Source organism: Halomonas flagellata, from assembly GCF_022487945.1.
GTDB classification, from domain to species: Bacteria; Pseudomonadota; Gammaproteobacteria; order Pseudomonadales; family Halomonadaceae; genus Halomonas; species Halomonas flagellata.
In genome coordinates this window covers 1-13,228 of record NZ_JAKVPY010000008.1, presented here as the reverse complement: position 1 = coordinate 13,228, position 13,228 = coordinate 1, and the positions used below count along the sequence as shown (strand labels likewise).

The 13,228-nt window shown below is 70.0% G+C and carries 9 protein-coding genes; all 9 read left to right on the top strand.

All coding sequences use genetic code 11. From position 1 onward, the window contains the following. Positions 1-2,622 (top strand): type VI secretion system ATPase TssH, encoded by a 2,622-nt coding sequence (gene tssH / locus MKP05_RS08160; RefSeq protein WP_240567855.1) that lies wholly within the window; start codon positions 1-3, stop codon positions 2,620-2,622. A 4-nt stretch (positions 2,623-2,626) separates the two neighbouring features. Continuing rightward, on the top strand, positions 2,627-4,231 hold the full coding sequence (locus tag MKP05_RS08155) for a sigma-54 interaction domain-containing protein (RefSeq protein ID WP_240567854.1): 1,605 nt from the start codon (positions 2,627-2,629) through the stop codon (positions 4,229-4,231). After that, the gene (vasI, locus tag MKP05_RS08150; RefSeq protein ID WP_240567853.1) at positions 4,228-4,875 is read left to right on the top strand and encodes a type VI secretion system-associated protein VasI; all 648 of its coding nucleotides are present in this window, start codon (positions 4,228-4,230) and stop codon (positions 4,873-4,875) included. Before MKP05_RS08155 ends, vasI begins: the two co-directional genes overlap by 4 nt. A gap of 10 nt (positions 4,876-4,885) precedes the next feature. Beyond that, a complete protein-coding gene (tssA, locus tag MKP05_RS08145; RefSeq protein ID WP_240567852.1) occupies positions 4,886-6,322 on the top strand; it encodes a type VI secretion system protein TssA in 1,437 nt (478 codons plus the stop codon). A 91-nt stretch (positions 6,323-6,413) separates the two neighbouring features. Further along, entirely contained in the window at positions 6,414-10,076 is a 3,663-nt protein-coding gene (tssM, locus tag MKP05_RS08140; RefSeq protein ID WP_240567851.1) for a type VI secretion system membrane subunit TssM, read from the top strand. Continuing rightward, the gene (locus MKP05_RS08135; RefSeq protein ID WP_240567850.1) at positions 10,060-10,647 is read left to right on the top strand and encodes a GNAT family N-acetyltransferase; all 588 of its coding nucleotides are present in this window, start codon (positions 10,060-10,062) and stop codon (positions 10,645-10,647) included. Before tssM ends, MKP05_RS08135 begins: the two co-directional genes overlap by 17 nt. Before the next feature lie 31 nt (positions 10,648-10,678). Further along, positions 10,679-11,563 carry a type VI secretion system PAAR protein gene (locus MKP05_RS08130; RefSeq protein ID WP_240567849.1) on the top strand — a complete coding sequence of 295 codons (885 nt, stop codon included), beginning with the start codon at positions 10,679-10,681 and terminating at the stop codon, positions 11,561-11,563. Then, entirely contained in the window at positions 11,557-12,048 is a 492-nt protein-coding gene (locus tag MKP05_RS08125; RefSeq protein WP_240567848.1) for a hypothetical protein, read from the top strand. The genes MKP05_RS08130 and MKP05_RS08125 overlap by 7 nt, the downstream gene beginning before the upstream one ends. A 45-nt stretch (positions 12,049-12,093) precedes the next feature. Next, positions 12,094-13,228 (top strand): type VI secretion system tip protein TssI/VgrG (gene tssI, locus MKP05_RS08120; RefSeq protein WP_240567847.1); only part of this gene is annotated, 1,135 nt, incomplete at its 3' end.

Here is a 13,228-nt window from a genome sequence, read left to right as displayed (position 1 = left end):
ATGCTCAGGGTAGCGCTTCCGGCACTCATCGGCCGACTCAACGCCATCGCCCGCCAGGGGCTCGAACAGGCCGCGCTCCTGTGCGCCGAGCAGCAGGCCCCGGAGGTCACCGCCGGGCACCTGCTCCAGGCGCTGATCGACCAGCCGCTGTGCGACCTGCGCTGCCTGCTCGACGGGCAGGGCATCGAGGCCCTCGACCTGCGCGCCCGGCTCGCCGAGGAGTCGCGGCCGCCGCGCGACCTTGAGGTGGCCACGCCGAGCTTCTCGCCGCTGCTGGTCGAGCTGCTGCAGGACGCCTGGCTGCTGGCGACCACCGAGTTCGCCCACGAGGCCCTGCGCAGCGGGATGATCTTCACCGCCCTGCTGCACAACAGCGGCCGTTACCTGGGGCCGAAGAGCGCCGCCCTGCTGGCCGAGATCAACCGCGAGGGCCTGCGCCGCGACTTCGAGCGGCTGACCCGGGATTCCGCCGAGGCGCCCCGGGACCAGGAGCCGAGCTCGGGTCGCCGCCAGCCCGGCGCGAGCCAGGGCGACAGCGCCCTGGCCCGCTTCGCCACCTCCCTGACCGACCAGGCGCGGCGCGGCGAGCTCGACCCGGTGCTGTGCCGTGACCCGGAGATCGACCAGATGCTCGACATCCTCGGTCGCCGGCGCAAGAACAACCCCATCGTCATCGGCGACGCCGGGGTCGGCAAGAGCGCGGTGGTCGAGGGGCTCGCCGCACGCATCGTGGCCGGCGAGGTGCCGGCGGCGCTGGCCGACGTCGAGCTGCTGGCGCTCGACCTCGGCGCCCTGCAGGCCGGTGCCGCGGTCAAGGGCGAGTTCGAGAAGCGCCTCAAGGCGGTGATCGACGAGGTCAAGAACGCCCCGCGGCCGACCCTGCTGTTCATCGACGAGGCCCACACCCTGATCGGCGCCGGCAACGCGGAAGGCGGCGGCGACGCCGCCAACCTGCTCAAGCCGGCCCTGGCGCGGGGCGAGCTGCGCACCATCGCCGCCACCACCTGGCGCGAGTACAAGAAGTACGTCGAGAAGGATCCCGCCCTGTCGCGGCGTTTCCAGCCGGTGGCGCTGTCCGAGCCCAGCGTCGAGCAGGCGCTGGTGATCCTGCGCGGCCTGCGCGACGTCTACGAGCGCGCCCACGGGGTGCTGGTCGTCGACAGCGGGTTGCGCGCCGCCGCCGAGCTCTCGGCCCGCTACCTGGCCGGTCGCAAGCTGCCCGACAAGGGTATCGACGTCCTCGATACCGCCTGCGCGCGGCTCTCCCAGGCGCTGGACACCCCGCCGCGCCGGCTCAGCCACCTCAAGAGCGAGCATCTGGCCGCCCGGCGCGAGCGCGACCAGCTCGACCGCGAGACGCAGCTCGGGCGCCGCCCGGACGCGGCCCACCTGGCCGAGCTGGAGGAGCGGCTGGCCCGCCTCGACGACGAGCTGGAGACGCTGGAGCATGCCTGGCATGCCCAGCGCGACTGTGTCGATGCGATCCTGGCCCTGCACCGCCAACTGCTCGACGACGAGGCCAGCGTGGTCGACGAGGCCGACCACGACAGCCTGCGGGCGGCGCTGGTCGAGCAGGAGGCGAGGCTCAGCGACCTGCAGCAGGAATTCGCGCTGGTCAACGCCAGCGTCGAGGAGGCGCAGATCGCCCAGGTCATCGGCGACTGGACCGGGGTGCCGGTGGAACGCATGACCAGCGACGAGCTGACCCGCCTCACCGAGCTGCCCGAGACCCTGGGCCGGCTGGTGCAGGGCCAGGACCTGGCCATCGAGCGCGTCCATCGCCACCTGCTCACCGCCCGCGCTGACCTGCGCCGCCCCGGCCGGCCGCTGGGTGCCTTCCTGCTGGTCGGCCCCAGCGGGGTGGGCAAGACCGAGACCGTGGTGCAGATCGCCGAGCGTCTCTATGGCGGCCGCCAGTTCCTGACCACCATCAACATGTCCGAGTACCAGGAGAAGCACACCGTCTCGCGGCTGATCGGCTCGCCGCCGGGTTACGTGGGCTTCGGCGAGGGTGGCCTGCTGACCGAGGCGATCCGCCAGCGCCCCTACTCGGTGGTGCTGCTCGACGAGGTCGAGAAGGCCCCCCCGGACGTGCTCAACCTGTTCTATCAGGCCTTCGACAAGGGCGAACTGGCCGATGGCGAGGGGCGGCTGATCGACTGCCGGAACCTGGTGTTCTTCCTCACCTCGAACCTCGGCTTCGAAGCCATCGTCGCCCACGCCGACGACCCTGCGGCCCTGGACGAGGCGCTCTACCCGGTGCTGGCGGACTTCTTCAAGCCGGCGCTGCTGGCGCGCATGGAGGTGGTCCCCTATGTCCCGCTGGGCGCCGACACCCTGCGCGACATCGTGCTCGCCAAGCTCGACACCCTGGGCCAGCGCATTCGCGAGCGTCATCGCCAGGCCGAGGTGGTCCTCGCCCCGGCCCTGGCCGACGCGATCTGCCTGCGGGCCACCCGCAGCGAGAACGGCGCGCGCATGCTCGAATCGGTGATCGATGGCGAACTGTTGCCGCCGGTCTCCCGGGCCCTGCTCGACCGCATGGCGCTCCGCGAGCCGGTGACGCGCGTGGCGCTGGGCGTCGAGGCCGACAGCGGCGCCTTTACCGCGGAGGTGGAGTAAGGGCATGGGCGCAAGGGCGATCAACACCTGCCAGGCCATGGCTGGCCAGCCGACGGGGCCGGGCCTCGTCGGCATGGCCAGGGCCCTGGCGCTGGTCGAGAGCGCCGCGCCCGCCGAGCTGCGCGAGCGCGGCTGCGCCATCCTGGCGGCCTGCCAGGGGCTGGCATGGGCGGAATGTCTTTACCTGGATGGCAGCGGGCGCTGGCTGGGCAGCGACCGCGACGGCGCCCGGCTGGCCTGCGACGACTTCCGCCACCCCTATGCCCACGCCATCCGCCAGGGCAAGCCGTTGCGGCTGGGTCTGGCGGAGGCCCGCACGCGGCTCGACCACCCGGACTTCCAGGCCCAGGTGGCCGCGCTGCCCGATACCCTGCAGCTCGAGGTCCGCCCGCTGCGGGCCCTGGACGGTGAGCGGGAGTGGCTCGGTGCCCTGGCCATGGCCGGCGATGACACCGTGCTGGCGGGCCTCGCGGAGGATGCCGAGTTCGCTGCCTTCGAATCGCTGCTGTGCCGGCTGTGGGCCCGGCTGTCGCGCCACCAGGGGGAGCGCCACCGCGAGGCGCGGCTGCGCCAGTCCCTGGCCCAGCTCAACGATGGCGCACGCCGCCAGGCCCTCGCCGAGCGGCTGGCGGAAGACCTGCTGGGCGCCTCACCGGCCATGCAGACGCTGCGCCGCCAGGTCGTGCGCGCCGCCGAGACCAACCTCGCGGTGCTGCTGCAGGGCGAGACCGGCACCGGCAAGGATCGCGTGGCGCGAGCCATTCATCGGCTGTCGGCCCGTCACGCCGGGCCCTTTATGGCGATCAACTGCGCGGCGATTCCCGAAGCGCTGCTCGAGTCGGAGCTGTTCGGCCATGCCAGGGGCGCCTTCTCCGGGGCCGACCAGGCCCGCGAGGGCCTGATCAGCCAGGCCGACGGCGGCACCCTGTTCCTCGACGAGATCGGCGACATGCCGCTGCCGCTGCAGGCCAAGCTGCTGCGAGTACTGGAAAGCGGCCGCTACCGCCCCCTGGGCGCCAGCGAGGAGTGCCAGGCCGACCTGCGCCTGGTGGCGGCGACGCACCAGCCGCTGCGCGAGCGGATTCGCGACCAGCGCTTCCGTGCCGACCTCTACTACCGGCTGGGGCAGTTCCCGCTGACCCTGCCACCGCTGCGCGAGCGGCGCGAGGACATCGCCCGGCTGGCCGAGGCCTTCGCCGCCGATTTCAGTGCCCGTGAAGGGCGCGACGAGCTCGGCATCACCCCGGCCGCCCTGCGGCAGCTGCGAGAACGCGACTACCCCGGCAACGTGCGCGAACTGAAGAACCTGATCGACTACGCCTGTGCCATGACCCGGCCGGGGGACGATATCGAGCCCCTGGCCCTGCCCGGACAGTCGGAGCCCGAGGACACGGCCCCGGGCGGCGGCACCGACGGTGAGGGCAACGCGGCCGAGGCCGCGAGCAAGGTGCACGACCTGCGCCGTGCCCTGCGTGACTACGAGGCCGACCTGATCCGCCAGCGCCTGCTGCTGTTCGGCGGCAATCGCGCCCTGGCCGCCGAGAGTCTCGGCCTGCCCAAGCGGACCCTGGCACACAAGTGCCGACAGCTGGAACTGGATGCCAAATGAGAGTGAGCTTCACGATTCGCCCGGCGCTGTGGCTGGGGCTGGCCATGGTGCTGTTCAACAGCGTCAGCGCGCTGGCCGCCGAGGAGCTGCTGGAGAGCGCCCACGAGTGCGCCGTGCTGGATTCGCGGCTGGAGCGGCTGGGGTGCTACGACGCCCTCTTCCAGGCCGCCGAGGACGTATCGGCGGGCGGTGATCCCCGGCCGGCGCTGTGGCATGCGATCAACGCCCAGGAGGCGGCACGGGACGGTGCCGACATGGGATTCCTGGTGCGCGAGACGCCGGATGAGGTGCTGATGAGCGTGCCGGCACTGGGCAGCGTGCCGCCGCGCCCGCAACTGGTCATCGCCTGCGAGAAGTCGATCACCCGTTTCCAGCTACATTTGCCGACGGCCGTGAACGCGCCGCGTGCCCGGCTGCGCCTGGTGGCCGCCGGCCGCGAGCAGCAGCAGGAGTGGCGGGTGCGCGACGGCGGCTACGTGGTCAGCGGTGGCCGGGGCCTGCCGGCCATCGCCACCCTGCGTCAGCTGCTCGACGCCGACGAGCTGGTGCTGGGCAGCGACCTCGGCGTGCTGGATGGCCTGCGCTTCGAGCTCTCGGGGCTACGTCGGCACATTCAACCGCTGCGCGACGCCTGTCGCTGGTAAGGAGCCTGGCATGCGGATCACCAGTGAAGCGCACCTGGCACCCCTGCTGGCACCCCTGGAACCCGACGGGGTGGGCCGGCCTCTCGATGACAGCGGCGACTATGCCTGGCTCGACGAGGAGATGATGAAGATCGGCTCGCTGCAGCATGGCGAGGTCGACTGGGAAGGCGCCGAGGCGCGGGCGGCGAGACTGCTCGGCCAGGCGGGCAAGGACCTCAAGGTGCTCGGCCACCTGCTGCACTGCCTGCAGCGCGGGGGCGACGGCGTGCGTTTCGCCCTGTCGCTGCACCTGCTGGCGGGCAGTCTCGAGCAGTGGTGGGACCGGGCCTACCCCTTCCAGGGGCCGAAGGGCGCGCGGCTGCGGCCCCGCCTGTTCCGCCAGTTCACCCAGCGGGCGGCGGCGCTCGCCGAGCCGCTCGACTTCAGCAATGCGGAAGACGAGCACCAGGCCTGCCAGGCCGCCCTCGATGCGCTGCTGGCCGTCGCGCGGGATCGACAGTTGCCGGACGACGCCCTGGTGGAGCTGCGCCGTCAGCTGCAGCAGGCACGGCCCCGTCAGGCATCGCCGGCACCGACGGCCACCAGGCGAGGCGTCGCCGGCGAGGCGCCCGTCACCACGCGTGGCCGTGACGAGGCGCCGCCGGCGGCGAAGATGCCGGAGATGCGCCTGGAAGCCGGCAACGAGCGCGGCAACCGCCAGGCGCTGCTCAAGATGGCCGACTTCCTCGACGAGCAGTCGCCGGGGGAGGCGCTGTGCTATCGGCTGCGGCGTCACGCGATCTGGGGCGCCATCCAGGCGCTGCCGGCCTCCCGCGACGGCGGGCGCACCGAGCTGGCGCCGGTGGCCGCCGACCGCGTGGCGGACTACCGCGATGCCCTGGCCCGCGGCGGCGACGCCGAGTTGTGGCGGCGCATCGAGAACAGCCTGGCGGTCAGCCCCTACTGGCTCGAGGGGCATCGGCTGAGCGCGACCCTGGCCGAGCGGCTCGGCCATCCGCGCTGCGCCGAGGCGATTCGCGACGAGGCGGCCCGCTTCGTCGCGCGGCTGCCCGGCCTGGAGGCGCTGAGCTTCAACGACGGCAGCTCCTTCGTCGACGACGAGACGCGGCGTTGGCTGCAGAGCGCGCCGGTCGGCGGGACAGCGTCCGCGCCGGGCGATGGCGGCGGCGACCCCTGGCAGGCGGGGCTGGCACAGGCCCGTGACGCCCTCGCCGCGGAAGGGCTGGAAGCCGCGCTGCAGCTCCTCGATCGAGGGCTGGCCGAGGCGCGCTCGCCCCGCGAGACCGCCTACTGGCGGCTGGCCAGCGCCGACCTGCTGCACGAGGCGGGGCTGGCCGCGCTGGCCGCCCAGCACTACCGGGCGGTGCATCAGTCCGTGGCGGGCATCGACCTGGCGCAGTGGGAGCCGGGGCTGCTGTCGCGGCTCGAGGCCTCGCTGGCGACATGACGGCATTCACGAACGGCATCCGGCGGATGAACCACTTCATGCACGACAACGTGCTCGACGACACCATCGACAGGGACGAGGGATAAGGCTCATGTGGAAAGGTTTGAAGTCAGGGCTGAGTCGCTGGGTACCCGGCGCCTCACGCGCGCAAGGCAACGCCAACCTGGCCAAGGGGCATGGCAACAGGGCCCGGGGGATCGGCAAGAAGGCGAGCAAGCTCTCGGCCCTGCTCTGGTGCCTGCTGCTGGCCGCCCTGGTCGTGGCGATCTGGTGGTTGGGGCCGATGTGGGAAGTGCGCGGCAGCCAGCCGCTGGGGCCCTGGCTCAACCGGCTGCTGGCGACCCTGGCGCTGGTCACCCTGGTGGCGCTGGTGTGGGGCATTCGCCTGGCGCGGCGGCTGCGCGAGCTGGACGCCGAGCGGCGACACGCCGAGCGCCTGCAGCTCGACCCGGCCCAGGTGCAGGTCGAGCAGCAGGAGGAGTCCCTCGACGCCACCCTGAATGAGCTGGTCGATAACCTGGGGGGTGGCCCGGGGGCGCGCTACCGGCTGCCCTGGTACCTGGTGATGGGCGTCGAGAATGCCGGCAAGACCAGCCTGATCAACCGCTCCGGCCAGCACTTTGCCCTGACCCATGTGATGAAGGCGTCCGGCCAGGGCCGCAAGGGCCAGTTCGGCTTCGACTGGTGGATCGGCGACAAGGCGGTGCTGATCGACCCGGACGGCGAGCTGTTGACCCAGGGGGCGCTGGAGGGCGGCGAGCCCCAGGAGCTGCAGAGCCGACTGTGGGATCACTTCGTCGACTGGCTGGAGCGCAATCGGCCCCAGCGGCCGCTCGACGGTGTCGTCCTGGTGCTCGACCTGGCCCGGCTGAGCGACGCCCGGGTGGCGGTGCGCAAGGCCTACGCCTCGCTGCTGCGGGCTCGCCTGCGCGAGCTGATGGAGCGTCACGGCGCGCGGCTGCCGGTCTACGTGACCTTCAGCAAGATGGACCTGCTGCACGGCTTCGACGATTTCTTCCGCCACTACTCCCGGGCCGCGCGGCGTGCGCCCCTGGGCTTCACCTTCAGCCCCGCCAGCCTCGACAGGCCCGACCGGTGGGAGGAGGAGTTCGCCACCGCCTACGACGACATGCTCGACCGGCTCAACCGCAGCCTGCCGTCGCTGCTCGCCGAGTGCCGCGATCGCGAGGAGCGCGAGTCGGTGTTCCGCTTCGTGCGCCAGCTCGCCGGCCTGCGTGACGTGCTGCTCGGTTTCCTGTGCGAGGCGCTCTCCAGCGACCGCTTCTCCACTGCGGCCATGGTGCGGGGTACCTATTTCACCTCGGTCTACCAGCAGGGGGTGCCCGAGGATCCCTTCGTCGACGCCGCCGCGCGCCGCTACGGCATGGCCGACAGCGTGCAGCCGGCGCACCGGGCGGCCCGCAGCGCCCTCTACTTCACCGAAGAGCTGTTCGACAAGGTGATCTACCCCGAGGCGGGGCTCGCCGGCGACAATGCCCGCGCCGCACGCCGGCGTCGGCGCCTGCGGCGGACCTGCGTGCTGGCCTGCCTGCTCGGGGGCCTGGTGCTGGTCGGCGGCTGGAGCCACTTCTACCAGAGGAACGCCACCGCACTCGCGTCCGTGGAGGAGAAGGCCCGGGACTTCCTGGCCGCCCAGCCGGACGAGCTGCGCGGCGACGACCCCACCGGCCAGGCGCTGCTCGAACCGCTCGACCGGCTGCGCGCTGCCACCCTCGAGTTCGGCGACTATCACCAGCATCTGCCGTGGCTGGCCGACATGGGGCTCTACCAGGGGCGCTCGGTGGGCCGCGATGTGGAAGGCGCCTATCTGGCCATGCTCGAGTACCATTTCCTGCCCGCCTTGATGGTCGGGATCATGGATGACATGAACCGCACCGAAGCGGGCAGCAACGAGAAGCTGGCGCTGCTGCGCATCCTGCGCATGATGTCCGATGCCAGCGGCCGCCAGCCCGAGCGGGTGCACGACTTCATGGCCCGGCGCTGGCAGCGCGAGTTTCCCCAGCGCGGCAGCGTGCAGGAGCGTCTGCTCGATCACCTCGACTACGCCCTGGTCCATACCGACCTGGAGGGACACGCGGCCGCGGGCGACCGGCACGCCGAACTGGCCATGACCCCGCTGCGCGGCAGCCTCCAGGCCGCCCAGGAGGAGCTCTCGCGCCAGCCCATGGACGAGCGGGTCTACGCCACCCTCAAGGCGAACAGCGACCGCCGCAGCGGCGCGGTGCTGGACCTTCGCCAGGGCGTGGGGCCGGCCTTCAGCGCGGTGTTCATGGCGCGCAACGACGACCCGGACAAGCTGCACCTGCCCAGCCTGGTGACCCGCGACGGCTTCGAGGGCTATTTCCTCAAGGAGATAGAACAGGCCACCGAGCTGGCACTGATCGACCTCTGGGTGCTGGGCCGGCGTGACGACATCGCCTTCAGCGAGGCCGACCAGCGTCAGCTGCGCGATGCGCTGCGCGAGCGCTATATCAGCGATTATCACGTGACCTGGCGCCAGGTGCTGGACGACATCGACCTGGTGCCGATTCCCGATATCGACCAGGCCGTGGTGGTGGCGGACACCCTGCTCGGCGCCAGTCGGCCACTGGATCGCCTGCTCGACGAGATCGCCCACCATACCCGCCTCTATCCCGAGTTGCCGGTCGACGACGAGGCGGCCCGGCAGGCGCTGGAGCGCTCGCCACGCTACCGCCTGGCCGGCGAGATCGAGCGGCACTTCGTCGATCTCAACGGCCTGCTCGACGCCCGGGGGGACAACCCGGCCGATATCGCCGAGATCAAGACGGCCATCGCCGAGCTGCGCGACTACCTGCGTCAGGTGCAGGGGGCCAGCGATCCGGGGCGGGCGGCCTTCGTCAGTGCCCGTGATCGCCTGGCGCTGCGCGGCGGCGACCCCATTCACAACCTGAGGCGCATCGCCGAGGACACCCCGGCCCCGGTGGACCGGATGCTCGAGAGCCTAGCCGACCAGAGCTGGCAGCTGCTGATGGCCAGCGCCATTCGGCATCTCGAGCACCAGTGGCTCGACGAGGTGGTGGCGCCGTACCAGGATCGACTGGCCGGCCGCTATCCACTGGCCCGCGAGGCCTCGCGGGAGGTGGCCCTGAGCGACTTCGAGGCCTTCTTCGCCGCCGGTGGCACCCTCGACAGCTTCTATCAGGACAACCTGCGGCCGTTCATCGAGGAGGCGCCGGCGCAACTGCTCGATGCCGAGGGCAACTCGCTGCTGCGTGACAGCGTGCTCACCGCCATCGAGCGTGCCGAGCACATTCGCCAGGCCTACTTCGGCCGCGACGGCGTGCTCGACGTGGAGTTCTCGCTGGAGCCGCTCAGCCTCAGTCCCGACAAGCGGCGCAGCGTGATCAACGTCGATGGCCAGCTGATCGAGTACGCCCACAGCGCCAGCCACCGGGTCTCGATGATCTGGCCCAATGCCCTGCGTGGCGGCAACGAGAGCCGTGTGACCCTAGTGCCGAGCCGGGTCAACCGCTCGCCGCGCAGCCTGACCCGCGACGGTGCCTGGGCCTGGTTCCGGCTGCTCGACGAGGCCGAGATCACCAGCGCCAGCGAGCGCGACCTGGAGCTGCGCTTCCACGTGGACGGCGGCTCGATGCGCTATCGGCTGCACGCCAACGGCTCGCGCAACCCCTTCACGCGCCCGCTGGTCGCCGGCTACCGGTTGCCCACCGCCCTGTACGCCGAGGGAGGCTTCGATGCTGACGATAGTTAAGCGGCTGCTCCCCGGCAAGCGCAATGAGGAGGCGCCCAGCGCACCGGCGACGGGCAGTACCGCGACCGCGGATGGCCTGGACGCGGCCGGGGAAGAGGATATCGAGCGCTTCCTCGCGGCGGCGCAGCGCGCCGATGCCCGGGGACACTCTCCCTGGGTGCTGTGCGACGAGGCTCGCCTGGCGACGCTCAGGCGCGCCCTCGAGTTCACCGCCCACTGCGGCCTGTGGCTGCAGCGTGACGGCAGCCACGTGGCCCACTGGCAGGGCCGGCTGCTGGTGCTCAAGCACGGCGAGGGGCCGCCGCTGGGCATGCTGCTGGCCTGCCGGCCGGATGACGAGGCGGCCTGGCAGCTGCGCTTCTTCTTCATCGAGCCGGAGTGGCGGGGCAGCGGCCACGGGGCCCGCCTGCTGCTGGCGGCGCGGCGCAGCCTGAGCGGCACCCCGCTACGAACCCGGTTGCCGCTGGCCTGCGAGGCGGCGATCCGCAGCCTGGAGAGGGCCGGCTTCCAGCGCATGCATGTGAACGCCTCGAACGTGGCCAGTTTCGAGGCGCCGGCCGAGTGGGATTAATGCCTGGGCACCCGACACAGGAGAACGACAGATGGGACACAAGCTCGTACTCGTGGGCGACCTCGGTACCGACCACGACGGCTTTCCGCCGACGCCGGTGACTGCCGGCAGCCCCACGGTGACGATCGACGGCAAGCCGGTGGCGCGCCAGGGCGACCCTCTGGCGCCGCACGACAAGCCCAATCACTCGACGCATCCGCGTACCATCGCCGAGGGTTCGGGCAGCATCCTGATCGACGGCAAGCCGGCGGCGCTCACCGGCCATGCCGTGAGCTGCGGTGGGGTGGTGGTGGGAGGGGCGAGTGCAGTAGGCGGTGAGTCGGGAGCGGGTGCGTTCGCCCCCTCGGTTGTGGCTCTAGCCACTACAGCCACACAAGCTGCCTTTTCTTCAGCCGGTGAGACATCAGAAAGCCAGTCGACAGAACTCGCCATGAGCGAAGCTGGCAAACAATGGTTAATGGATGTCGAGCAGCTGCGTTTGACGCCCTATGACGATCAGACCGGGCGCGAGATTACCTCGTGGGTAGAGGGGGCCACGATCGGCTATGGTCATCTCATTTCCGAGGCCGAGTGGCCCTTGTATCGAGAGGGTATCAATAACGATCAGGCAGAGCGCCTATTCGATGATGATCTGACTCCTTTTGTACGGGCAGTGAACAGGGCGATTGAGGTTCCGTTGGCTCAGCACCAATTCGATGCTGCTGTCATGTTGGCGTACAACATCGGCATAAGTGCCTTCGCATCGTCATCCGCAGCCAAGCTGATGAATGACCCCGGTGCGGTGACTTCCTACCCAAATCTTGAGGAGGCCTGGAAGGCTTGGAACAGGTCCCAGGGCCTGATTAATCGAGGCTTGGCAAACCGGCGTGCTGCTGAGTGGGAAATGTATTCGAAAGGAGTCTATGAGAGATGGTGAAACAGTACCTGTTGGCCTCATTGCTGGGCTTCTTGATTCTTGTGCCGACAACTACGCTAGCAGACTGCGATTGTCCTGGCTTGCGAGAAGTTGTTGGTGAATATACCACGGTTGAAGCCACTCGCTATCGCGGAGGATTGACTTCTGTTGAGGAGGCAGAGCAGCACGTGGGTGAGAGCGCTAAAGTGTTCGAAAGCGAGTTTTCGCTTTGGGGTGAAGTGCGCTATGAAGCGCCTTCCTATGAGGTGGTTTGCCATTCCGTGCCACAGGAAGAAGGGGACGTCCCCACCCCATCAGAACGATGGGGTAACTTTTATGGCTTTGGGGCGGATAGAGAAGTCATTGAGGTTCTTTACGTAATTCCTTCGAAGGATAAAAGCCCGCGCTATGTTTTTGAGATTGTTGGCGATGAATTGTGGGCATTTCTCGATGGCTGGTTCTACCGAATGAAACGTGAGCCGCAAATCGATGGGGGTGCCTCTTAAAGCTTTGACTTCTGGTGAGTCGGTACGAATCCAAGGATACTGATTATGAACGGATTACAATTTACCCTGGCGCTCGCCGGGGCCATTGAGCCCGACCTGGCGGTGGTCGACTTCACGCTGACCGAAACCCTCTCGGCGCCCTTCGTGCTGGTCGTCAATCTCGCCAGCCGCGACGGCGACCTCTCCCCCGAGGCCTTCCTCGACCGCGAGCTGACCCTGACGATCTGGCAGGACAGCGCGCCGCTGCGCCGCATCCACGGTATCGCCACCGAGTTCGGACGCGGCGACCGCGGCCACCGCCGCACCCGCTACACACTGACCCTCCAGCCGGCGCTGTGGCGCCTCGGGCTGCGCCACAACTCGCGGATCTTCCAGAAGGTCTCGCCGCTGACCATCATCAACACCCTGTGCGAGGAGCGCGGCCTGCGTGATGTGGCCTTCGCGGTGACCCGTGAGCCCGCCGAGCGCGAGTACTGCGTGCAGTACCGCGAGACCGACCTGGCCTTTATCCAGCGCCTGGCCGCCGAGGAGGGGCTGTTCTACTTCCATGAGTTCGAGGAGGCGCCGAACGGCGTCCACCGGCTGGTGTTCGCCGACGACCCCCAGGTGCTGGCCGGCCTCGGCGAGCGCACCTACCACGGCCGCGCCGGCGGCACACCGCCGCTGCGCCATGTGCGCAAGCTCCGCCAGGTGTCGCGGGTCCGGCCGGCCTCGGCGACCCTGAAGGACTACTCCTTCAAGCAGCCGGCGTATGCGCAACTTCATGAGCACATGGCCGAGGGCCTGGAACAACATGCCCAGCGGGCCGACTACGAACACTATGACTACCCCGGCCGCTACAAGGCCGATGCCTCCGGCGAGGCCTTTACCCGCCTCCGCCTGGAACGCCTGCGCCACGATGCGCTGACCGCCGAGGCCGAGAGCGACCTGCCCGAGCTGGCCCCCGGCACCCGCTTCACGCTGACCGACCACGATGCCAAGAGCCTCAACCGCGACTGGCAGGTGGTGGCGGTCGAGCACCACGGCGAGCAGCCCCAGGCCCTGGAGGAGGATGGGGTGACTCAGGCGGATAGCGCCGGCATGACCCAGTACCACAACGAGCTGGTGCTGACCCCCGCCGACACCGCCTGGCGCCCCGCGCCCGACCCCAAGCCCCGCGTCGACGGCCCCCAGGTCGCCT